Source organism: Vibrio sp. Of7-15, from assembly GCF_022347565.1.
GTDB lineage: Bacteria > Pseudomonadota > Gammaproteobacteria > Enterobacterales > Vibrionaceae > NORP241.
This window is the reverse complement of sequence record NZ_JAKRGH010000036.1, coordinates 15,880-38,153: the sequence shown is the minus strand read 5'-3', so window position 1 is coordinate 38,153 and position 22,274 is coordinate 15,880. Positions and strand designations below refer to the sequence as shown.

The following is a 22,274-nucleotide window of genomic DNA, read 5'->3' as shown; positions in this document are numbered from 1 at the left end:
ATGCCATTTTGCTTTCACTTTTAAAAAGTGAAGACAAATAGTTTTGACTATCTATTCACGAGTGCCCACACAGATTGCATGGTCAAATTGTTAAAGAACATCGCCTCTCAATCGAAGCGGATGTGAATAATACTCTTATTCACTTTGGAGTCAAGCAGTTTATTAAACTTTCTTTTCCCCTTGCTGCCTAAGCGAGTTCGCCCTGACAACGGAAGCGCATTATAGAGATTAGATTTCTGTTGGCAACCCCTAAAAACAAGAAAATTCAAAAAAACCGCATAGACGCTCAACAAGCATACAAATCGTTTATTTTAAAACCGCCATGTCGGTAATTTGCATATTATTGCTTCGCGATTAGTTTGCCATCTTTCACTGTTAATATAATTGGAGCTTCCACTTGTAACTTACCAGACAAGATATCTTGAGCTAATGGGTTCTCTATTCCTGTTTGAATGGCTCTTTTTAACGGTCTCGCTCCATAGACAGGATCAAACCCAGCATTAGCAATCACATCCAAAGCGAGATCATCTACCTTTAGCTGATACCCTTTCTCTGTTAAACGTTTTTGTAAACGCCCTAACTGGATATGAGCAATATTCCGGATCTGATCTTTTAAGAGTGGATGGAAAACAACACTCTCATCGACACGGTTAATAAACTCAGGTCTAAAGTGTTGCCCAACGACATCCATTACCATTTGCTTCATGCCACTGTAATCCAATTGAGAAAAGTTCTCTTGAATTCGGTCTGAACCTAAATTCGATGTCATGATCACGACAGAGTTTCTAAAGTCTACGGTTCTACCCTGCCCATCGGTTAAACGGCCGTCATCTAACACTTGCAAAAGAATATTAAATACATCTGGATGTGCTTTTTCTACTTCATCAAGTAAGATCACTGAATACGGACGGCGACGAATAGCTTCTGTTAAGTAGCCTCCTTCTTCATAGCCAACGTAACCCGGAGGCGCTCCAACTAAACGAGCAACAGCATGTTTTTCCATGAACTCGGACATATCAATACGAACGATGGCATCTTCACTATCGAACATAAAGTTTGCCAACGCTTTACATAACTCTGTTTTACCAACCCCTGTTGGACCTAGGAATAGAAAAGATCCGATTGGTTTATTTGGGTCCGACAGCCCAGCACGGCTTCGACGAATAGCATGAGACACCGCTGCAACAGCTTCCGATTGACCTATCACGCGTTTATGAAGCTCTTTTTCCATACGCAGTAGCTTTTCTCGCTCACCTTCAAGCATTTTAGCCACAGGAATACCCGTTTGACGTGCTAGCACTTCCGCGATCTCCGCTTCAGTGACTTTATTACGTAGCAACGTCATCTCTTGCATTTCTGCCTGTGCAGCCAGATCAAGTTGTTTTTCTAATTCAGGTATTCGGCCGTATTGAAGTTCTGACATGCGATTTAGATCACCAGCGCGGCGGGCAATGTCCATATCGGTGCGGGCATGCTCTAATTCTGTTTTAATATGCTGAGTTCCAGACAGAGCTGCTTTTTCAGCTTTCCAAACTTCTTCTAGCTCTGCATACGCACGCTCTTTTCCAGCCAGCTCTTCGTTCAATACACCTAAACGTTTACGGCTGGCATCATCGTTTTCTTTTACTAATGCCTGCTGCTCAATTTTCAGCTGAATAATACGACGCTCAAGTTTATCCAGAGCTTCTGGCTTGGAGTCAATTTGCATTCGAATACTAGAAGCCGCTTCGTCGATCAAATCAATGGCTTTATCTGGTAACTGTCGATCAGATACATAACGGTGAGACAAGCTTGCCGCAGCAACAATGGCAGGATCGGTAATTTCTACATGATGGTGCAGTTCATAGCGCTCTTTCAAACCACGCAAAATCGCAACGGTATCTTCCACTGTGGGTTCGTCCACCAGCACTTTTTGAAAGCGGCGTTCTAGAGCTGGGTCTTTTTCAATATATTGACGATATTCATCTAACGTTGTTGCACCGACACAATGCAGTTCACCACGAGCCAAAGCTGGCTTTAGCATGTTACCGGCATCCATAGAGCCTTCACCTTTACCAGCTCCAACCATCGTATGAATTTCATCAATGAAGAGAATGACATTTCCTTCTTCTTTGGCTAACTCATTAAGAACCGCTTTTAAGCGCTCTTCAAATTCTCCTCGGAATTTCGCACCAGCGACTAACGCCCCCATATCCAAAGAGAGAACTCGGCGACCACGAAGCCCTTCTGGCACTTCACTGTTTATAATACGCTGAGCTAGCCCTTCTACGATGGCGGTTTTACCGACACCAGGCTCACCAATAATGACCGGGTTATTTTTGGTACGACGTTGTAGAACTTGGATAGTACGGCGGATCTCATCATCACGGCCAATAACAGGATCAAGCTTCCCCTGCTCTGCTCGTTCAGTAAGATCAATGGTGAACTTTTCCAGTGCTTGACGCTTTTCTTCCGCGTTCTGATCATCAACTTTCTGACCACCACGAATATTCTCAATCGCTTTATTCACCTTAGATTCAGTTAAACCAAACTCGCGTAAAAGCTTACCTAAATCGCCTTTATCATCGATGGCTGCCAAAATGAAAATTTCAGAGGAGATAAACGCGTCTTTCCTTTTTTGTGCAATCTTGTCACACATATTAAAAAGAACGCCCATTCCGCCAGACAACTGAACATCACCACCAATCCCAGTAACTTTTGGAAGTTTATCGAGTAATTCGCCTAGCTTAGAACGCAGTTGAATCACGTCGACGTTAAGCATGGTTAATAAAGGACGAATGGAGCTGCCATCTTGATTAAGTAATGACACCATTAGGTGAGTTGGCTCGATATACTGATGATCTCTACCAAGCGCTAAGGATTGAGCATCAGAAATTGCCAGTTGAAATTTGCTCGTGAATCTATCTAAACGCATGCTAGTCTCCCATCAACATTAATTACCGAGAACACGATATCTAAAAATGAGATGGGTGCAGGTATCACATTTTTCAAGCATTATCAGAAAATGCCTTTACTCTATCAATGTGATTTATTCTAGCCAGATAAGACTTGCCTGACGGCCCGTTTGTCCTTCATGGCGATATGAAAAAAGCTTATCCGTATTTTCAAACGTACAAATATCAGAGTAATAAATATCGCTCACACCAAGTGTATTCAAGCGCTGTGTGGCCAACATATTAATATCGGCAAGCCATTTTCCAAGCTGTTTACCCGCAACAAAAGCGTTTTGCGCTTGATGATCTTTTTGAACAAAGAAACGACGAACTTCGTCCCCAACCTCAAAAGCCTTTGAACCAATAGCAGGACCAAACCAAGCAATAAGATCACGGTGGGCAAATTGCTCAACGGTTTGCTCTATCACTCCATCTAACAAGCCGCGCCACCCCGCATGAACCGCAGCCACTTGTGTGCCTTCTTTATCTGTTAATAATACTGGTAAGCAGTCGGCTGTCATCACACAACACACGACCTTAGGCTTACGAGTAAAAGAGGCATCTCCGTCGAGTACTTCATCGGTTGGATGAAGCAGTTCCACAGCTACTGTAGAGTGAGTTTGATTAAGCCACACTGGCGAACTTGGCAGATCACCAGCCGTGACTAATCGAGCGCGATTTTCAGATACGGCTTGATTATCATCCCCAACATGGCTTCCCAAATTCAAGCTCTCATATGGAACCAAGCTAACGCCCCCCATTCGAGTGGTGCTTAATGCTTTTACATTGTTTGGTGCTGGCCAGTTAGGATTGATAAATTCCATTAAATATCTTCTTCGCCCCATTGTTCGAAATCTTTACGCAGAACTTCTGTTAATGCCACCATATCATCTGGGATTGGGGCGTGAAATTCCATCTCTTCGCCAGTTGTTGGGTGTTTTAGCTTCAACATTACCGCGTGAAGTGCTTGACGATCAAAGCTGCGAAGCATTGACACTAATTCTGGAGACGCTTCTTTTGGTAAACGTGGACGACCGCCGTATAAATGATCACCAATCAGAGGGTGCTGTAGGTGCGACATATGCACACGGATTTGGTGAGTACGACCTGTTTCTAGGCGAAGGCGAATACGAGTATGAATACGGAAGTGCTCAGCCACACGGTAATGCGTAATCGCAGGCTTACCTAATTCATTCACCGCCATTTGAGTTCGTTTTGTCGCGTGACGACCAATTGGCTTTTCAATCATGCCACCAGCGGTCATTTTACCAATTGCAATCGCTTCATACTCACGCGTAATACGACGCTTTTGCAAAGCACGAACTAAACGAGTCTGTGCGGGTACTGTTTTCGCAACCACCATCAAGCCCGTAGTGTCTTTATCCAGACGGTGCACGATACCTGCACGAGGTACTTCTGCAATCTCAGGGTAGTGATGCAACAACGCATTTAACACCGTACCATCTGGTGTACCCGCACCTGGGTGAACCACAAAGTCACGTGGTTTGTTAATCACCAGAATATCATCATCTTCGTATACGATGTTGAGTGGAATGTCTTGTGCGATCCAGCGGCCTTCATCTTCAAGCTCCGCTTTTACTACAATAACTTCGCCACCCATTACACGTGTGCGAGGCTTAGTAATCACAGTTCCATTAACACTGATGTTACCGGCTAAAAGCCACTCTTTAATACGAGAGCGAGAAAAATCGGTGAATAATTCCGCTGCAGCCTGATCTAGACGCTGCCCTAACTGGCTCTCTTCTACTGTACTTGTTAACTCTATCTTCTGTGCCATATCGAACTTTTTCAAAAACCGTGAGACTAATAGCCGCACGCTAGGTTAAAATGGGTGTAATTGTTCATTGTATCTGTTAACGGCTCATTCCGTAATGGATGATGTAAGAAATATTTAAAATCAAGGAAGCAAACGCTGTAATGAAACGCCTAACTTTATCTGCATTACTGGCTTTGGCCGTATTAACTGGTTGCTCAAGCAGTGATGAAATTGTCCCTGATGTTCCACCAGCAGAGCTCTACTCCGACGCACAGCTTTCTCTTCAAAGTGGCAACTGGATCAATGCAATAGAAAAACTTGAGGCTCTGGATTCGCGTTATCCATTTGGCCCATATTCAGAACAAGTTCAGCTGGATCTTATCTACGCATATTACAAAAACGACGATCTAGCTCTAGGCCAAGCAACCATCGACAGATTTACACGATTAAATCCAACTCATGAAAAAGCCGATTGGGTTTTGTACATGCGTGGACTGACAATGATGGCTCAAGATCGTAATTTCATGCACGACTTATTTAATATAGAACGAAGTGATCGCGATCCAGAGCCTGCTCGTGCCGCATTCCGTGATTTCAAAAAATTATTGGAACGTTACCCGAATAGCTTATACGCTGCCGATGCACAAAAACGTTTGTTTGCATTAAAAAACCGACTTGCTAACTATGAATTGGCTGCCGCTGACTTTTATCTTCGCCGAGAAGCTTGGATCGCTGCCATTAACCGCAGCCAAAATATCCAACGCACTTACCCTGACACAGAAGCCGCTCGCCAGTCATTAGATATTATGTTGCAAGCGTATGAAGAGTTAGGATTAGAAGAACCAATTAATCGTACCAAGCAGCTGATTGAATTGAATCCGTAACGATTTATTCAATATTACTACCAACAAAAAAGAGCAGCCAAGATGAGCTGCTCTTTTTTTATGCAATACATTCATCGACTTTATATAACGGCATGATTATTTTTTCGCCGCCTCTAAATTTAAAATCGAGAAAAGCCCCTAAAAACGTGTATTTTTAGCAACTTAACCTTTAAGAATCTAGCATTTATTTTGAATACAGCAAGCTTTTAATTGAAATAAAATGCCAGCCTTTGTTTAGGATCACATATGCCGCCCTTTATTACCTCCCTAGAAATAAACATGATATAGATCACATTTTTTTCTTCACAGATAAGTAATCTGAAGTTAACCCAACAAGGGGCCGCAATAGAGGAAAGCGCATATGAAAGTAGAAATCACTGGTAAAAACATCGACATTACTCCTGCTATCCGTGAGCGCATTGAAGCTAAGTTTAACAAACTGAAAAAGTGGCAAGTTGACGTTATTGGTGGCCACGCAACGGTAACAAAAGGGCCAGGCAAGAAGCACAAAGTAGAAGCCAACGCCAGTATCCCTGGAACTCAACTGGTCGCTTCCGCTGAACATGAAGATCTATTTGGTGCCATTACAGAAGTTAGCCAAAAACTAGAACGTCAGCTGAATAAGCAACAACATAAACCGGAATCACGTCGTGCCACTCATATCGACAAGCCGGTGCTAGAAGAAGAAGACGCATAATCTGCACACGAGGACATCGAATTTTTAAACAACGCCCCTACCTTTAGGGGCGTTGTTTTTTGTTTCGAATTATTTCTCTTGACGATAGGGATCAGCTTCCTTATTGTGAAAGCACTGGTTAAAAGCACCCCATATTTATAGACGGTTTAATAATGCGACTACGTACTCTGTTTTTCTTTAGCTTCTTTCTATCCCCCCATTAATGGAGGCGTTTGATCGTATTAGAGATAAGCTAAAGACGAACAGAGAAGCCTCCCAACTTGGGGGGCTTTTTTATAGCTGAAGGAATAAGAGATGACAGAAAAAAAATATTCACTGGAAGAGATCAGATTACGACTGAATGATTTAGATAATGAGTTACTAACCCTGTTATCCGAACGCAGAAAGTTAAGTATTGAAGTTGCCAAAAGCAAAGTTGAAACGTCAAAGCCTGTTCGCGATCCAAAGCGTGAACAGCAGCTGCTCGTGAAACTCATTAACAACGGCAAACAACACCATGAGTTAGATGCTCAATACATTACTCAAATCTTCCATACGATTATTGAAGACTCTGTTTTACTGCAACAATCTTACCTTCAGCACTTAGCAAACCCACAAAGCCGCAAGCCCATTGCACGCGTCGCATTTTTAGGCTCTAAGGGCTCTTACTCTAACCTTGCCAGTCGTCATTACTTTAGCCGAAAAAATACAGAGCTCGCTGAGTTAAGCTGCGAGTCTTTTAGAGAAGTGGTAAAAACCGTGGAATCGGGCCATGCTGACTATGGCGTACTGCCCATTGAAAATACCAGTTCAGGCTCGATTAACGAGGTCTACGATCTACTTCAGCACACCAGCTTATACATCGTAGGGGAGATCACACAGCCCATTGATCATTGCTTATTAACCACCACAGAAACTAGCCTAGAGCAAATTAAGACGCTGTATTCCCATCCACAGCCTCATCAGCAATGCAGTGAGTTTTTAAGCCGTTTAGATAACGTGGTACTGGAGTCTTGCGCAAGCACTGCTGACGCCATGCTGAAAGTGAAAGAACTTAACTCACCGCACATTGCCGCTATTGGTAATGCCTCAAGCGGTAAGTTATACGGCCTACAACCTTTAAGAGGTGACATTGCCAACCAAACTGAAAACTTCACTCGCTTCATCGTCGTCGCACGTAAACCCGTTGATGTTTCTGAACAAATTCCGGCCAAAACGACTCTGATCATGTCTACCTCGCAAGATGCCGGATCCCTAGTGGAATCATTACTGGTACTAAGAAAGTACAACATTAATATGACGAAGCTTGAGTCTCGTCCTGTGATGGGTAATCCATGGGAAGAGATGTTTTATGTCGACTTAGATGGCAACCTGAAGTCAGACGCCATGCAACAAGTCTTGTCGGAGCTCACTGATATCACCCGTTACGTCAAAGTACTAGGCTGCTACCCAATTGAAAATGTAGAGCCAGTGACACTCAATATTCCGGAATAAGATCAGATTCTTACGTATTCGGCAGCAATGCTCACAATATATTGCTGCCTTATTATTTAATTTTTAGATAAATAAAACACATGAAAACAGTAATTGTTGGCTCCATGAACCCAGCCAAAATAAAAGCAGTACAAGATGCTTTTACTCAATGCTTTCCTGATACCGCTTTTCACTTCCAAGGATCCCACGCCAAAAGCCTTGTTGCCGATCAACCTCTATCTTGTGAGGAAACCTTAGCTGGTGCCCGTAATCGTGTAAAAGACACAAAAATACAATACCCTAATGCAGACTATTTCGTGGGTTTAGAGGCTGGTATTGAAGAGGGTTTTACCTTTGCCTGGATGGTGATTGAAGATAAGCAGCAACGAGGAGAGTCTCGCTCTTCCAGCTTAATGCTACCACCTGAAGCACTGACAGAAATAGCCAAAGGGCATGAACTTGGTGATGTAATGGATAACATGTTCAACACTCAAAACATCAAACAAAAAGGCGGAGCCATTGGGCTACTCACTAATAACCTACTTAGCCGTAGTTCGGTCTATCACCAAGCCTTAATTTTAGCGTTAATCCCTTTTATGAACCCAGAGCATTTTTCATAATTGCCTGCTTCATTAAACACATACACAAGGGGCTGCTAGATTCATCTAACAGCCCCTCGTTCATTTATGTTAATGCGAAACTATTTTCCGGCTTGCTCTGCTAAAAACTGATGTAACCACTGTTTATCGGCATCCGATCTATTTTTCAACTCTGTCGATCCACGAGTAATGGTTGCTATGCCCACTCCCAAAGCCTGACTGATCTGACGCTGGCTTAACTCACCTTGCAATAGCTCATGCAAAATATTAACACGTGCAAGCATCACATCACGTTCATCCGGTGTCATGAGCATAGTCAGCAATAAAGAATGCTTATCTTCATCAGATGCAGATTTCACAAGCTCCATCATCTTTTGCCAGTCAGAAAAGTCAGGTGTTGAAGACATATCTACCTCAGTGTTATTTAGTCTTTGTTCATTCACACGCATTGTAACGCTAAACGGCCTACTAGCGATTAATATCTTAGCGCCAGTTCGTGTTTCGTTAAAAACTCACCGTTGATATTCAATAAATTACGGTAGTAAGTTTCAAACATAAGGACATTTTGCACATACCCACGAGTCTCTTTAAATGGAATAGATTCAATGAACGCATAAGCATCCAAATTCCCTGCGCTGCGCTTACGCCAACGCTTTACTCGATTAGGGCCTGCGTTATAACCTGCAAACGCAAAAATACGGTTATTATCGTATTGCTCTAACAAGCTTTTTAAGTAACTACTCCCTAAACGAATATTGGTACCCACATCGTATAAGCTCGCATCCCCTTTGTATTTATCACCCAATTTCTTAGCCGTGTATTTCGCTGTAGTAGGCATTAGCTGCATTAAACCACGCGCTCCCACTGGCGAGCGTGCCTGAGAGTACATCGCACTTTCTTGTCGAGCTAACGCCATTAAGGTCACTTTATCAACTTGGCGCTGCTTACTGTAAAAATCAAACCACCACTGGTGTGCAAGAGGGAAACGCAGGTCAACATAGTCCCATAATTTGCCTTTTATCGTGGCAGTTACCGTTAAATGGTGCCACTTTTTACCTGCCGCATAAGAAGCTAACGACACCACTTGCTCTTGTGTACTGCGCTTTAATAAAAAGCCCCACTCTGTTTTTGCTGCTTCTAGCTTATCTACACGGATCAATTCATCAATACGCTCTAATGCACCTGCAAATCCTGTAATATCAGAGCTGCTCTTTTTCGCTTGTTTCACCGGGTATTCAATAGGTTTCGACAAGGCATGAGCCGCCGCAACACTGTAAAAATTACGCTGCCCAAGCAATGATGCTAACCGCTCCTTTGCTTCATCGTCTTTCCCTTCCGATTGCTCGACACGGGCTAACCAATACTGCCAACGCAATGAATCCTGTTTATCTTTGGAAAGTACCGCAATCCACTTTTTAACGTCAGCCCAATCCGAATGTTGCAATGCCAAACGAATACGTCTTTCAACCAACACCGAACGATCTGAATTCACTAACACCAGATCACGCCAGTTGGCCAACTCTTCCGAGTCTGTATTCATCAAACGAAACGCCACATATTCCGCTAATGATTGCTGTTTATCTTCTTTGTAATGCTGCCCTTTAATCACTTGAGGGTAAACTTTCACGGCCTTCTTAGTATCTTGACGAGCAAGCTTCTGAAAAGCTAACTCAACCACCTTTTGATTAACCTCAGTCACTTTACTCTTGCGCGAGTAAGTCCCTACTGTTTCAGGTTTTTGATAAAGGGCGATGATTTTTTTAGCCTGCGCTTTCGCACTATCACCTGATGGTAATTTCGCTAAATACTTTAATAGTGACAGATTACGCTTTTCGAAGGAGAGTACCATGCGATCTAGAATGACTTCATCCGTGCGTAGCTTAGCTTTGGTCCATTCTTTAAAGAGAGGATCACAGGCATCATCAATGGAGTTACCGTTTAACCACAACTGGTTCGCTCCCCCCCATGCGACTTGTTTATTCCCTTGCGCCAGTTGCGCTCGGTAATAATAACACTGCAAAGACTGAGTTCTTGGCGGCTCAGGGCGGTACTCCAAAAACGTTTGCCACTGTTTACCGCGCCCTAAAGAAGATAGGTAGTGAAAAGGCAAATTAGAGCTAAATGGCAGCTCACTGTATTTTTTAGAAAAAGAGTGGACTTCTTTAGGTGTTCTTTCATTCAAATCAATTAAAAAGGCTCGATAGTCCACATAAGGTGTTAAAGGGTAATCCGCTATTTTAGGACGAATACGCTCAAACGCCTTTACGTCTCTGCTATCTAGCGCCTTTTGAGCAGATTGATAATCGATTCTCTGCTGCTTCACATTGTCTGACACCGATGCAGCTTGACTGGTGTATGCCACCGAGCCTAGCAAAATCCCGGCAGACATTACCTTCCAATGGTAATTTTTAGATTGCGACATACAAAAGAGCCCTTTTTCCTCGATAGATTGAGATCATATTAACCACTAATTACGCTCAATGCTGTTAAACTTTGTGTTAGAAAGAGTAAAATACTGTTTTTTGATCCCAACGAGAATATAACCGGCTATGGCTGAATACGTATATACCATGTCGCGCGTGAGCAAAATTGTTCCGCCAAAACGACAAATTCTGAAAGACATCTCCCTTAGTTTTTTCCCTGGCGCCAAAATTGGTGTTTTAGGCCTAAATGGCGCAGGTAAATCGACCCTACTTCGTATCATGGCTGGTATCGATAAAGATATTGATGGTGAAGCACGCCCACAACCTGGCCTGAATGTTGGTTACCTGCCACAGGAGCCAGTACTAGACGAATCTAAAACCGTTCGTGAAATTGTTGAAGAGGCTGTTGCTGACGTTGCTGGTGCACTGACTCGTCTGGATGAAGTCTACGCGGCATACGCTGAAGAAGGCGCAGATTTTGATGCTCTTGCTAAAGAGCAAGGCGAACTAGAAGCTCTTATTCAAGCAAAAGACGGCCATAACCTAGAAAACTCGTTAGAGCGAGCAGCAGATGCACTTCGCCTTCCTGAGTGGGACGCTAAAATTGAACACTTATCTGGTGGTGAGCGCCGCCGTGTTGCAATTTGTCGTCTACTACTAGAAAAACCAGACATGCTGCTTCTGGATGAGCCAACCAACCACCTTGATGCAGAATCAGTGGCATGGCTTGAGCACTTCCTAGTGGATTACACAGGCACCGTGGTAGCCATTACCCATGACCGTTACTTCCTAGATAACGCTGCTGGCTGGATCTTGGAACTTGACCGTGGTGAAGGTATTCCATGGCAAGGTAACTACACCTCTTGGCTAGAGCAAAAAGACGAGCGCCTGAAACAAGAAGCAGCAACGGAAAGTGCACGCCAAAAGACCATTGAGAAAGAACTTGAGTGGGTTCGTCAAAATCCAAAAGGCCGTCAAGCGAAATCCAAAGCCCGTATGGCTCGTTTTGAAGAACTTAATACAGGTGATTACCAGAAACGTAATGAAACCAATGAACTGTTCATCCCACCAGGTGAGCGTTTAGGTGATAAGGTTCTTGAAGTCACTAACCTAACCAAATCTTTTGGTGACCGTGTTCTGATTGATGATTTATCTTTCAGCATGCCAAAAGGCGCAATCGTGGGTATTATCGGTGCGAACGGCGCGGGTAAGTCAACGCTATTCAAAATGCTAAGTGGCACAGAACAACCAGATTCAGGCACCATTGAACTGGGTGAAACGGTGAAATTAGCATCAGTTGATCAGTTCCGTGACAGCATGAACGACAACAATACCGTATTCCAAGAAATCTCAGAAGGTGCGGACATCATTCGCATTAACAACTTCGAGATCCCAGCTCGTGCTTACTGTTCACGCTTTAACTTCAAAGGTGTTGATCAGCAAAAACAAATTGGTGAACTGTCTGGTGGTGAACGTAATCGTGTTCACTTAGCGAAACTATTAAAAACGGGCGGCAACGTACTGCTACTCGATGAGCCAACCAATGACCTAGACGTTGAAACTCTACGTGCGCTTGAAGAAGCACTATTAGAGTTCCCTGGTTGTGCTATGGTTATTTCGCATGACCGTTGGTTCCTAGACCGCATCGCAACCCACATTCTTGACTATCGTGATGAAGGTCAAGTGAACTTCTTCGAAGGTAACTATACTCAATATAGTGACTGGTTGAAAAAGACCTTAGGTGCGCAAGCGGCTGAACCTCATCGCATTAAATATAAGCGTATTACAAAATAATTCGCTTATACTCAAAATGAGAGGCCGCACTCGCGGCCTTTTTATGGACAGCCAGTAAACAAAAACGACATACTTTACGTATTCATTTGGTTAAGGAGTACCTTATGCCCGAGCGCCGCCACTTTTCCCGAGTTGTCTATCAAGCTGCTGCGGTTTTAACTCAGCAACAACAACAATGGCAAACCGAAGTTCGTGACTTGTCGCTACAAGGTGTCTTACTTGCGAAACCAGAAAACTGGAGCATCACGGAAGATAATGATTACACATTAGAATTTACACTTCCTCAAAGTGAAGTCACTATTGAAATGCAGGCCCATTTAGTGCTGTTTTGCGAACATTACTTACGGTTACGTATTCACCATATTGATTTAGATAGTGCCAGCCACTTAAAACGTTTAGTAGAATTAAACGTTGGCAATGAAGATTTGCTTCACCGGGAACTCGATCAGCTATCCGATCTTATCCACCACGATTAATTTAGAACACGTTCGTAAACTATATAACTTGTATGCCTAATAACATCCGCATTTCAGTGTCTCATAACCGAGGCACTTTGTTTTTGTCTGTCAGTAAAACAAAAAAACACATCATCCTATCGTCTATTGCCGCATTATTTTGCTTTATCCTTGCGATCACTTCTGGCCTGTATTATCTCAATAAACATAATAATGACGTTTCCCAAGCTTTGTCTGACTTATCAATAAAAAAACAGCAGCAGCAACAAGAGTTCATTGAAAATCAGAAACAACTCGCTTTGCAAATTGAAGCCCATGAAACCAACAATCATGAACTAACCCAACAACTGGAAAAAAAGAACAACCTGCTCAGTGTTCTAGGGCAGCGTGTTGATGACGTTGAATCAGTATTAGGGCTGCACACACCTCAGTCTGATCAAGGTGAAGTCAGTGATATTTCTCTTGAGCAACGTCTTGATACCGCCGCCATTAACTCTGCGGTACGAGCAACCATGTTTCGCTTAATCCCGAATGCGACACCACTAAATTATACCCGTGCTTCCTCTCCTTTTGGACGTCGGATTAACCCGGTTTCTAAAAAGCGCCATCACCACCTTGGTATCGATTTAACCTGTAAACGCGGCACCGAAATGTTTGCCCCTGCCGATGGCGTTGTTGAACTGGTACGCCCAAGCAAAAAAGGCTACGGTAATTTACTCAAGCTTCGCCACTCTTTTGGCTTTATGACCATGTATGCCCACCTTGATAAATTTAAGGTCAAAACGGGGCAATTCATTCAGAAAGGGGATTTAATTGCAACCTGTGGTAATTCGGGCAATTCTACCGGCCCTCACCTTCACTACGAGGTACGCTTCTTAGGGCGAGCGGTCGATCCAAAGCCATTTATGGACTGGACGCCAGATAAGTTTGAATCGCTATTTGAAAAAGAACACAGCATTAAGTGGGCATCACTAGTCGACGTCATCAACAATGTGGTGAAAGTACAGATGCAATTAACACATAGCCCAACCGTTGAAGCTACACCACTCAAAACAGCACACAGCAGTAGTGTGGAGTCTTCTGAAAACATTAACTAAAAAAAGAGCCGCGATAATGCGGCTCTTTTTTCATTTATAGTTTAGGTTTAACGCTCTTGATGAATCGCATCATTCGCTTGACGCAATAGGCTCTGACTCTCAGCCATAAAACGCTGAGAATGATCGCCAAACCAAGCATCTACCTGTTCAAAAGCATCAACAAAACCGGATTTATCTTGCTGCTCTAAAATCGCAATTGCCTCACCAAAACGCTGATGGAAGCGTTTAATCATATCGAGATTATTTGGCGACGACATAATAATATCAGCGTACAAGTTTGGATCTTGTGCAAACAAACGGCCAACCATCGCCAACTCTAAACGGTAGATCGGAGAACTTAACCCTAGTAGCTGCTCAATGTTTGGGTTCTCTTTTGATAGGTGTACACCATAAGCAAAAGACGTAAAGTGACGCAAAGCCTGGATCAACGTCATTCCCTGATCATGCTCTTCTGCTGCAATATTACGAACACATGCGCCCCAGATTTGGAACTGTGCAAGCAACCATTGATATTGCTCTTCACCTCGACCATCACAATATACAATCACCTGTTTTGCTAAGCTTGGTACATCTGGGCCAAACATAGGGTGCAAACCAATAACAGGGCCTTGATGTGACGCAAGCATGGCTTCTAATGGTTTTTTCTTAATCGAGGTTAAATCACAGAGAATGCAATCTTCTGGCAAGTTACCTAACTTAGCAATCACTGACTCGGTTAAGTTGATCGGCACCGTTACTACCACCATGCCTGCATCAGCCAACAGCTCATCGGCACGATCCCAATCTTGGCTGCCTAAAATGCGAACTTGGTAACCTGACAGCGTAAACATACGTGCAAATAAACTACCCAGCTGGCCGTTACCACCCACAATAACAATCGGGCGAAGTTCTGGCTTTAAACACTTAAAGCCAGAATCATTTTCGCTGCTGTATGACTCACGCATGGTGCGGCGTAAAATATCTTCAATTAATGAGGGGGGAACCCCTTTACTGGCTGCCTCTTCACGGCGAGATGCCAACATTGCTGCTTCACGATCTGGCGCATAAATGGGTAAACCATGCTGACTTTTTACCTCACCAACTTGCTCTACCAAAGCCAAACGGCGAGCCAACAGCTCCACCATTTGCTTATCGACTTCATCTATTTGGTTTCTTAATTCATTCAATTCAGCAGCCATATCGATCTTATCCTTTTAAACGGTTCTCCAAGAACGGCACTAACTCTTTATGCGCATGACGTAATAGTGCCTCAGTTGAATCCCAATTAATACAGGCATCGGTAATAGAAACACCGTAAGCCATTTCATCCCGCGATAAGTCTGCCGACTGGTTACCTTCATTAATATGGCTTTCAATCATCAAACCAATAATAGACTTATTCCCTTCACGGATCTGGTGAATTGCATCTTCAGCAACCAGAGGCTGACGGCGGTAATCTTTACGTGAGTTAGCATGGCTACAATCCACCATTAATGAAGCATCTAACCCTGACTTCGCCATTTCTTGTTCACATTCAGCCACTGACACTGAATCGTAGTTTGTTTGTTTACCACCACGTAAAATCACATGACCATCAGGGTTACCTTGCGTATTTAGAAGAGCCACTTGGCCTTCACGGTTGATCCCCATAAAACGGTGACCCGATGAGGCTGCTTTCATTGCATTAATCGCTGTGGCTAAGCTGCCGTCTGTACCATTTTTAAAACCAACAGGCACAGATAAACCACTGGCCATTTCACGATGCGTTTGTGATTCCGTTGTACGTGCACCAATGGCAGCCCAACTGAATGTATCCCCTAAGTACTGCGGACTAATTGGATCTAAAGCCTCAGTTGCCAATGGGATCTCCATTTCAGCCAGATCAACCAATAACTGACGCGCAATGTGCAAACCTTCTTCTACTTCAAACGAACCATCTAAATGTGGATCATTAATCAAGCCTTTCCACCCCACCGTTGTGCGTGGTTTTTCAAAGTAAACACGCATTACAACGTAGATTTGATCATTAAGCTCTGCAGACAACGCCTTTAACTTCTTCGCGTAATCAATAGCGGCATCCACATCATGAATTGAGCAAGGGCCACATACCACTAATAAACGGTGATCTTTTTTATGAATAATATCGGCGATGGTTTTACGAGACTCTTGAATGAACGCACGCCCTTTTTCCGATAAAGGCAATTTCTCTTTTAATTGGTTTGGGGTGATCAGTACTTGTTCATTACTAATATGAATATTGCTTAATTCGCTTTTTTGCATTTCGGCCACCTGTAAATTTTAGTTTCCATTTATTTTAAATATAGAACAGGTGAACCCTGCCTTGACTAGAAAGATAACAGCCTGAGAATACTTTTCAACCCCCGTAAACAAAATAAAACAACCGTAAAGATTAAATTACACTAAATTATAAACGGACGAATAAAACAACAAAAGGTAATATAGCGCCTCTATAACAAAGGAATTTTTAATGGATCTGGTCATTTCATTACTTCAACAAATGTGTGTGTACTTAGTGCTGGCATACCTTCTTAGTAAGACCCCACTTTTTATGCCTTTACTCAGTATTTCATCCAGAGTCAGCCATAAATTCAGTTGTTATGTGGTTTTTTCACTCTTTTGCATTATGGGGACCTACTTTGGCCTACAAATCCAAGATGCCATCGCCAATACCCGAGCGATAGGCGCGGTCATGGGGGGGCTGTTTGGTGGCCCTATTGTTGGCTTTGCGGTTGGTTTTACGGGAGGAATGCACCGTTATTCCATGGGAGGCTTTACCGATCTGGCCTGCGCCATTTCAACCACAGCGGAAGGATTGTTAGGAGGCCTCCTACACAGCTATTTAGTGCGCCGTAACCAAACCGAATATTTGTTTAAGCCTACAGTGGTCTTAGCCATTACTTTTTTTGCTGAGATTATCCAGATGCTTATCTTGTTAGCGGTCGCGAAACCTTTTGCACAGTCTTATCAGTTGGTCAGCGCTATTGCGGCGCCGATGATCATCACCAACTCTATCGGTGCTGCGCTCTTTATGAGTATCATTCAAGATAGGAAAACCATCTTTGAAAAGTATTCCGCCGCCTTTTCTCGTCGTGCACTGACGATTGCCAAACGATCCGTGGGTGTCTTAAGTAATGGCTTAACTCAACCCAATGCCGAAAAAATCGCTCGGATCATTCATGAAGAAACGGGAGTGGGTGCAGTTGCAATTACCGATACCACTAAGATTTTGGCGTTCGTAGGCATTGGTGAGGATCATCATAGGCCAAATACTATTATCTCTTCTGATTACACATTACGCGCCATTAGCAATAACCAAATCATTTACTTAAATGGTGCTGAAGATCCCTACCAATGCTCTTTAGATGCTAAATGCAAGCTAGGCTCAGCCCTTGTTCTTCCCTTACAAGGGGGCAATGATGAGGTACTTGGCACCATTAAACTTTATGAGCCTCGCCGTAAACTCTTTTCAAGCATTAATATTTCTATGGGTGAAGGCATTGCGCAACTCCTTTCGAGTCAAATACTGTCTGGTCATTATCAGCGCCAGCAAAGTCTGCTCACGCAAGCTGAGCTAAAATTGCTTCAGGCACAGATTAATCCTCACTTTTTGTTTAATGCGCTTAACACCATAAGCGCAGTCATAAGGCGAGATCCCACCAAAGCGAGAGGGCTGATTCAGCATTTATCGCAATTTTTCCGCAGTAACCTCAAGCAAAACATTGAAACCGTTTCTCTTAATGAAGAGCTTTCTCATGTAAATTCCTATTTAACTATTGAGCAAGCACGTTTTACCGACAGACTATCAGTGGTGATCGAGATAGATCCGAGCCTGCTTTCCCTTCAAGTGCCCAGTTTTACTCTGCAACCTTTGGTCGAAAATGCGATAAAACATGGCATTTCTACATTATTAGACAGTGGTAAAATTCATATCTATAGCACTGCCACGGAGAAAGGAATTAAAATAGTGGTAGAAGATAATGCCGGAACTTACGATCCCGCCGACAGCCAAGGTGATGGCTTAGGGCTAAAGATTGTCGATAAAAGGCTCAAAAATCAATTTGGGGAGCAATCCGGGTTACACATTGACTATAAAGCCCAAAACTGGACCCGAATGTCATTCTTACTGCCAAAGGAAGTAATAAATCATGATTAGCGCGATTGTCATTGACGATGAGCAATATGCACGTGAAGAGCTTACAGAGCTACTACATGAAGAAGGAGGCATCTCGGTCATCGCACAAGCGGCAAACGCCATTGAAGGTTTGAAGCTCATCAATCAGCACAAACCCGATGCCGTATTTCTTGATATTCAAATGCCTAAAGTGACGGGAATTGAGCTTCTCAGTATGCTCGACCCTGACACCATGCCCAAAATTATCTTTGTGACCGCTTATGATGAGTTTGCGATTAAAGCCTTTGAAGATAATGCGTTCGATTACCTACTCAAACCTGTCGATCCAGCACGTTTAGCCAAAACACTGACTAGGCTTGATAAAGAGCATAAAAAAGAAAATTACGCCGCCGTTACCCCCATTCGACTAGAACAGATCCCTTGCTCTGGCCATAACCGCATTTTACTACTTTCAACCCATGACATTGAGTTTGCCTTTAGCGATGTAAGCGGCGTTCATGTTGCCACTAAAGAGCAACAAGCCACTAGCCAATTGCCATTAAAAACATTAGAGGAAAAAACCTCTCTTTTACGCTGCCATCGCCAATACCTTATCAATCCAAAATCAATAAAAGAGATACGCCTGCTGGAAAATAACTTGGCCGAGATAGTAACAGTCAGCCACCAACAAGTTCCTGTTAGTCGACGTTATTTAAAAGTGCTCAAAGAAACACTCGGATTTTACTAATAACGCCACCTGAAATACTAAGGCGGCTAATCTCAGAGCTTCTACGGTTCAATAGTTTTTTGTATCTATAGTCGTTGATTCGTTCCAGCCACGTTGCCACTCCATTCGAAAGCGTTGTGCATCGGGCGTATGTTGGCATACCCCATAATAGTAATTACCTGATAAGCCGACTTGATAGGCATGATCTGGGTTACAGTACTCCTGAATACCTTCTAAGTAGCCACCTTCATAATCATGATAATTCACACTTTGTTGAGCTTCAGTTGCGAGTTGCTGTAATGCACTTGGTGTTTTTTGGTGCTGACCTTTTAAACCATCACGATACCCCAGCTCCTGCCACCTTCCTTCTGCCGCCAAATCAGCCATACCTGCACTACAACCTATCATCATGCTACTAAGCAGTAGCACAGAACAACAACGTTTCATTTTCCCTCTCATACAAAACAGCCTTACATATCTGCAAGGCTGTTATAGTAACTTAGTTGGGTAACCTAAGTTTAGCTTTCTTGAACGGGTATCGCTGGTTTTGCTTTAAATTTAATGAAGAATAACGCCGTAAGCACTGCGGTTGTGATTAAACCAATAATCGTTGCAAGAGTGATGTCTAAGCCAAAGCCAATTTGCGCATTAGCAAGATATGTGAACGTCACTGCGGTCATGAAAATAGCTGGAATAGTACAAATCCAATGGAATTTATCCGCCTTAATTAAATACGCAGCACCCGTCCACAACATGATCATTGCTGTCGTTTGGTTTGCCCAGCCAAAGTAGCGCCAAATAACACCAAATTCTGCTTTAGAAATTAAGAAACCAACCACAAACATAGGAATCGCAATCATCAGACGTTTTGGTAAATCTTTTTGCGCCATTTTCAAAAAGTCAGCCAAAATCAAACGAGCCGAGCGGAAAGCTGTGTCACCAGACGTGATAGGTAGAATAATCACACCAAGCACAGCCAGAACACCACCAATTGTACCTAGCAGAGAGGTAGAAACTTCATGTACCACGGCTGCAGGACCACCATCAGCCAGTGTCGCATTAAGTGCTTCCGTCGATTCATAGAAACTTAGTCCTAATGAACACCAGATAAGTGCAATAACACCTTCACCAATCATGGCACCGTAGAAAATAAAGCGACCTGATTTCTCATTTTGCATACAACGGGCCATTAACGGCGACTGTGTGGCGTGGAACCCTGAAACAGCACCACAAGCAATAGTAATAAACAATAATGGCCAAAGCGGTAAATCCGTTGGATGGAAGTTAGTCGCAAAATCTAAGCCTTGGCTGTAGAAGCCGTGATCACTCACTGCTAGACCAATAATTAGTCCTACCGACATGAAAACAAGTAACGCCCCAAAGAACGGGTAAAAGCGACCAATGATTTTATCAACAGGAACAATCGTAGCAAGAATGTAGTAACCAAAAATAATCGCAACCCACATAGTGACGTTCATCTCTGTAAGGTTACCTAACAGCTTTGCAGGACCGAGTACAAATACAACACCCACCAACATCAGCAATATCACAGCAAAGAAGTTCATAAAATGTTTTGCGATATTACCTAAATGGTTGCCTACTACTGTCGGAACAGATGCACCACCAGAGCGAACACTTAGCATGCCTGAAAAGTAGTCATGAACTGCACCAGCAAAAATGCAGCCAAACACAATCCATAACATGGCAACCGGGCCATAAAGGGCACCAAGAATAGGACCAAAGATAGGACCAAGACCTGCAATATTAAGCAGCTGGATCAGATAGATTTTTTTATCGGATAATGGCACATAATCGACCCCATCCGCTTTGGTATGTACTGGCGTCGCTTGTTCTGGCTTAGGGCCAAAGACTCTTTCGACAAACTTGCCATATGTAAAATAGCCCGCCAGTAAAATACCGACGCAGAGTAGGAACCAAGTCATGATTGTTCTCCTTTTTAATGACGCTGGTCATTGTAAAGAGATCAAAAATAAGTAATACGAAGAAACAATCGAGTGGCGATATAACAAGTTAAGTGGTATTTACACCAAATAAACGGAAGGCAAACATTGAAGTGGTGGATGAGAAATTAAGATACAAATGACAGATACGAAAAAGGCGCGCTGATCACAGCGCGCCTTTATAGCACATTTGAGAACGGTCTCGTGTGCGTTACTTTTTAGCCAACTTCTCTTTGATACGAGCCGACTTACCAGAACGCTCACGTAGGTAGTACAACTTGGCACGACGTACTGCACCACGACGCTTAACAGTAATGCTGTCAACGATAGGTGAGTGAGTTTGGAATGAACGCTCAACGCCTTCACCGTTCGAGATTTTACGAACTGTGAATGCAGAGTGTAGACCACGGTTACGAATAGCGATTACAACGCCTTCGAAAGCCTGTAGACGCTCACGGTCACCTTCTTTTACTTTAACCTGTACAACTACAGTATCACCAGGAGCGAATGTAGGTAGGTCTTGTTTTAGTTGCTCGTCTTCGAGCTGCTTGATGATGTTACTCATTTCTATACCCTAGAATAAACTGATTCTAAATTTACTTAGTTACTTGCTCGGTTTTTTGCTCGATATTCTCGAACATACTCGGCAAGTAATAATTCCTGTTCGTCAGTCAGAGCTAGGTTTTCCAGGAGCTCTGGTCTTCGAAGCCAAGTTCGGCCCAGCGATTGTTTTAAACGCCAGAGACGAATATCCTGATGGTTTCCGGATTTCAGCACCGCTGGTACTTCTTCTCCATCTAACACTTCAGGGCGTGTGTAATGAGGGCAATCTAGCAAACCATTTGCAAAAGAATCTTCTTCTGCAGACGCAAAATCCCCCAGCACTCCAGGAATAAACCTAGAAACTGAATCGATTAACGTCATGGCTGGCAATTCACCACCCGTGAGCACAAAGTCGCCAATTGACCATTCTTCGTCAACTTCAGACTGAATAATGCGCTCATCTACCCCTTCATATCGGCCACAAATCAATAATAAATTATCGTTTGTTGCTAATTCCTCAACACCAGCTTGATCCAGCTTACGGCCTTGAGGAGACAGGTAGATCACTTTCGTCTTACCTGGCGCGGCCTGTTTTGCTGTATGAATGGCGTCACGCAAAGGTTGCACCATCATCAGCATTCCAGGTCCACCGCCGTAAGGTCTGTCATCGACAGTACGATGTTTGTCATGAGTGAAATCACGAGGATTCCATGTTTCTAATGACAACAGCCCTTTTTTAACCGCTTGACCAGTTACCCCAAAATCGGTAACCGTTCGGAACATTTCAGGAAAAAGGCTAATTATGCCAACCCACATTTGTC

The 22,274-nt window shown here is 43.3% G+C and carries 20 protein-coding genes and 1 other annotated feature; of the genes, 9 read left to right on the top strand and 11 right to left on the bottom strand.

Translation table 11 applies throughout. The annotated features are described in order from the left end of the window. Positions 1–340: 340 nt before the first annotated feature. From clpB to rluD, 3 genes are all read right to left on the bottom strand, one after another. Positions 341–2,914, bottom strand: a complete 2,574-nt coding sequence (clpB, locus tag MHO82_RS23610; RefSeq protein ID WP_239188647.1) for an ATP-dependent chaperone ClpB — start codon at positions 2,912–2,914, stop codon at positions 341–343. Positions 2,915–3,028: 114 nt separating this feature from the next. Further along, a complete protein-coding gene (gene pgeF / locus MHO82_RS23605; RefSeq protein ID WP_239188645.1) occupies positions 3,029–3,757 on the bottom strand; it encodes a peptidoglycan editing factor PgeF in 729 nt (242 codons plus the stop codon). Then, positions 3,757–4,731, bottom strand: a complete 975-nt coding sequence (rluD, locus tag MHO82_RS23600; RefSeq protein ID WP_239188643.1) for a 23S rRNA pseudouridine(1911/1915/1917) synthase RluD — start codon at positions 4,729–4,731, stop codon at positions 3,757–3,759. Before rluD ends, pgeF begins: the two co-directional genes overlap by 1 nt. A 140-nt stretch (positions 4,732–4,871) precedes the next feature. Here rluD and bamD point away from each other — a divergent pair, with 140 nt between their 5' ends. The 4 genes from bamD to yjjX all read left to right on the top strand — a co-directional run bounded on the left by bamD (position 4,872) and on the right by yjjX (position 8,363). Next, entirely contained in the window at positions 4,872–5,594 is a 723-nt protein-coding gene (gene bamD, locus MHO82_RS23595) for an outer membrane protein assembly factor BamD (protein WP_239188642.1), read from the top strand. Between the two features lie 361 nt (positions 5,595–5,955). Beyond that, positions 5,956–6,291, top strand: a complete 336-nt coding sequence (gene raiA, locus MHO82_RS23590) for a ribosome-associated translation inhibitor RaiA (protein ID WP_239188641.1) — start codon at positions 5,956–5,958, stop codon at positions 6,289–6,291. Positions 6,292–6,445: 154 nt separating this feature from the next. Then, positions 6,446–6,568 (top strand) — a sequence feature (Phe leader region). 17 nt (positions 6,569–6,585) lie between these two features. Continuing rightward, on the top strand, positions 6,586–7,764 hold the full coding sequence (gene pheA, locus MHO82_RS23585; protein ID WP_239188639.1) for a prephenate dehydratase: 1,179 nt from the start codon (positions 6,586–6,588) through the stop codon (positions 7,762–7,764). An 80-nt stretch (positions 7,765–7,844) separates the two neighbouring features. Continuing rightward, positions 7,845–8,363 (top strand): inosine/xanthosine triphosphatase, encoded by a 519-nt coding sequence (gene yjjX / locus MHO82_RS23580; protein WP_239188638.1) that lies wholly within the window; start codon positions 7,845–7,847, stop codon positions 8,361–8,363. Positions 8,364–8,443: 80 nt separating this feature from the next. On the opposite strand, the gene trpR is transcribed toward yjjX, so the two are convergent. Further along, the gene (gene trpR, locus MHO82_RS23575) at positions 8,444–8,749 is read right to left on the bottom strand and encodes a trp operon repressor (RefSeq protein WP_239188637.1); all 306 of its coding nucleotides are present in this window, start codon (positions 8,747–8,749) and stop codon (positions 8,444–8,446) included. 68 nt (positions 8,750–8,817) lie between these two features. Then, complete coding sequence (gene sltY / locus MHO82_RS23570) at positions 8,818–10,764, bottom strand: murein transglycosylase (RefSeq protein WP_239188636.1); 1,947 nt, start codon at positions 10,762–10,764, stop codon at positions 8,818–8,820. Positions 10,765–10,891: 127 nt separating this feature from the next. Between sltY and ettA the strand changes: the two genes are divergently transcribed. The 3 genes from ettA to MHO82_RS23555 all read left to right on the top strand — a co-directional run bounded on the left by ettA (position 10,892) and on the right by MHO82_RS23555 (position 14,111). Next, a complete protein-coding gene (gene ettA / locus MHO82_RS23565; protein WP_239188635.1) occupies positions 10,892–12,559 on the top strand; it encodes an energy-dependent translational throttle protein EttA in 1,668 nt (555 codons plus the stop codon). Between the two features lie 104 nt (positions 12,560–12,663). After that, positions 12,664–13,035: a PilZ domain-containing protein gene (locus MHO82_RS23560; RefSeq protein WP_239188634.1), complete on the top strand. Its 372-nt coding sequence runs from the start codon at positions 12,664–12,666 to the stop codon at positions 13,033–13,035. A gap of 32 nt (positions 13,036–13,067) precedes the next feature. Continuing rightward, positions 13,068–14,111 carry a M23 family metallopeptidase gene (locus MHO82_RS23555; RefSeq protein WP_239188633.1) on the top strand — a complete coding sequence of 348 codons (1,044 nt, stop codon included), beginning with the start codon at positions 13,068–13,070 and terminating at the stop codon, positions 14,109–14,111. Positions 14,112–14,158: 47 nt separating this feature from the next. On the opposite strand, the gene tyrA is transcribed toward MHO82_RS23555, so the two are convergent. Both tyrA and MHO82_RS23545 read right to left on the bottom strand, forming a co-directional pair. Then, positions 14,159–15,289 (bottom strand): bifunctional chorismate mutase/prephenate dehydrogenase, encoded by a 1,131-nt coding sequence (tyrA, locus tag MHO82_RS23550; RefSeq protein ID WP_239188631.1) that lies wholly within the window; start codon positions 15,287–15,289, stop codon positions 14,159–14,161. A 7-nt stretch (positions 15,290–15,296) separates the two neighbouring features. Beyond that, positions 15,297–16,370 (bottom strand): 3-deoxy-7-phosphoheptulonate synthase, encoded by a 1,074-nt coding sequence (locus tag MHO82_RS23545; protein WP_239188630.1) that lies wholly within the window; start codon positions 16,368–16,370, stop codon positions 15,297–15,299. Positions 16,371–16,578: 208 nt separating this feature from the next. Between MHO82_RS23545 and MHO82_RS23540 the strand changes: the two genes are divergently transcribed. Together MHO82_RS23540 and btsR are read left to right on the top strand one after the other, a co-directional pair. Next, complete coding sequence (locus tag MHO82_RS23540; RefSeq protein WP_239188629.1) at positions 16,579–18,264, top strand: sensor histidine kinase; 1,686 nt, start codon at positions 16,579–16,581, stop codon at positions 18,262–18,264. Further along, a complete protein-coding gene (gene btsR, locus MHO82_RS23535) occupies positions 18,257–18,970 on the top strand; it encodes a two-component system response regulator BtsR (protein WP_239188628.1) in 714 nt (237 codons plus the stop codon). Before MHO82_RS23540 ends, btsR begins: the two co-directional genes overlap by 8 nt. A gap of 48 nt (positions 18,971–19,018) precedes the next feature. Here btsR and MHO82_RS23530 read toward each other — a convergent pair whose 3' ends face one another. The 4 genes from MHO82_RS23530 to trmD all read right to left on the bottom strand — a co-directional run bounded on the left by MHO82_RS23530 (position 19,019) and on the right by trmD (position 22,269). After that, positions 19,019–19,396: a DUF2799 domain-containing protein gene (locus MHO82_RS23530; RefSeq protein WP_239188626.1), complete on the bottom strand. Its 378-nt coding sequence runs from the start codon at positions 19,394–19,396 to the stop codon at positions 19,019–19,021. A gap of 71 nt (positions 19,397–19,467) precedes the next feature. Then, positions 19,468–20,892, bottom strand: coding sequence for a carbon starvation protein A (locus tag MHO82_RS23525; protein ID WP_239188623.1), 1,425 nt, complete (start codon positions 20,890–20,892; stop codon positions 19,468–19,470). Positions 20,893–21,121: 229 nt separating this feature from the next. Further along, on the bottom strand, positions 21,122–21,475 hold the full coding sequence (rplS, locus tag MHO82_RS23520) for a 50S ribosomal protein L19 (RefSeq protein WP_239188620.1): 354 nt from the start codon (positions 21,473–21,475) through the stop codon (positions 21,122–21,124). A 35-nt stretch (positions 21,476–21,510) separates the two neighbouring features. Then, positions 21,511–22,269 carry a tRNA (guanosine(37)-N1)-methyltransferase TrmD gene (gene trmD, locus MHO82_RS23515; RefSeq protein ID WP_239188618.1) on the bottom strand — a complete coding sequence of 253 codons (759 nt, stop codon included), beginning with the start codon at positions 22,267–22,269 and terminating at the stop codon, positions 21,511–21,513. Between the last annotated feature and the right edge of the window lie 5 nt (positions 22,270–22,274).

Excerpts from the sequence above, each read along its gene's own strand:
- clpB (WP_239188647.1), bottom strand. The coding sequence starts at position 2,914 with ATGCGTTTAGATAGATTCACGAGCAAATTTCAACTGGCAATTTCTGAT.
- ettA (WP_239188635.1), top strand. The coding sequence starts at position 10,892 with ATGGCTGAATACGTATATACCATGTCGCGCGTGAGCAAAATTGTTCCG.
- raiA (WP_239188641.1), top strand. The coding sequence starts at position 5,956 with ATGAAAGTAGAAATCACTGGTAAAAACATCGACATTACTCCTGCTATC.
- pgeF (WP_239188645.1), bottom strand. The coding sequence starts at position 3,757 with ATGGAATTTATCAATCCTAACTGGCCAGCACCAAACAATGTAAAAGCA.
- btsR (WP_239188628.1), top strand. The coding sequence starts at position 18,257 with ATGATTAGCGCGATTGTCATTGACGATGAGCAATATGCACGTGAAGAG.
- MHO82_RS23525 (WP_239188623.1), bottom strand. The coding sequence starts at position 20,892 with ATGACTTGGTTCCTACTCTGCGTCGGTATTTTACTGGCGGGCTATTTT.
- yjjX (WP_239188638.1), top strand. The coding sequence starts at position 7,845 with ATGAAAACAGTAATTGTTGGCTCCATGAACCCAGCCAAAATAAAAGCA.
- trmD (WP_239188618.1), bottom strand. The coding sequence starts at position 22,269 with ATGTGGGTTGGCATAATTAGCCTTTTTCCTGAAATGTTCCGAACGGTT.
- sltY (WP_239188636.1), bottom strand. The coding sequence starts at position 10,764 with ATGTCGCAATCTAAAAATTACCATTGGAAGGTAATGTCTGCCGGGATT.
- tyrA (WP_239188631.1), bottom strand. The coding sequence starts at position 15,289 with ATGGCTGCTGAATTGAATGAATTAAGAAACCAAATAGATGAAGTCGAT.
- rluD (WP_239188643.1), bottom strand. The coding sequence starts at position 4,731 with ATGGCACAGAAGATAGAGTTAACAAGTACAGTAGAAGAGAGCCAGTTA.
- bamD (WP_239188642.1), top strand. The coding sequence starts at position 4,872 with ATGAAACGCCTAACTTTATCTGCATTACTGGCTTTGGCCGTATTAACT.
- trpR (WP_239188637.1), bottom strand. The coding sequence starts at position 8,749 with ATGTCTTCAACACCTGACTTTTCTGACTGGCAAAAGATGATGGAGCTT.
- MHO82_RS23530 (WP_239188626.1), bottom strand. The coding sequence starts at position 19,396 with ATGAAACGTTGTTGTTCTGTGCTACTGCTTAGTAGCATGATGATAGGT.
- MHO82_RS23545 (WP_239188630.1), bottom strand. The coding sequence starts at position 16,370 with ATGCAAAAAAGCGAATTAAGCAATATTCATATTAGTAATGAACAAGTA.
- pheA (WP_239188639.1), top strand. The coding sequence starts at position 6,586 with ATGACAGAAAAAAAATATTCACTGGAAGAGATCAGATTACGACTGAAT.
- rplS (WP_239188620.1), bottom strand. The coding sequence starts at position 21,475 with ATGAGTAACATCATCAAGCAGCTCGAAGACGAGCAACTAAAACAAGAC.
- MHO82_RS23540 (WP_239188629.1), top strand. The coding sequence starts at position 16,579 with ATGGATCTGGTCATTTCATTACTTCAACAAATGTGTGTGTACTTAGTG.
- MHO82_RS23560 (WP_239188634.1), top strand. The coding sequence starts at position 12,664 with ATGCCCGAGCGCCGCCACTTTTCCCGAGTTGTCTATCAAGCTGCTGCG.
- MHO82_RS23555 (WP_239188633.1), top strand. The coding sequence starts at position 13,068 with ATGCCTAATAACATCCGCATTTCAGTGTCTCATAACCGAGGCACTTTG.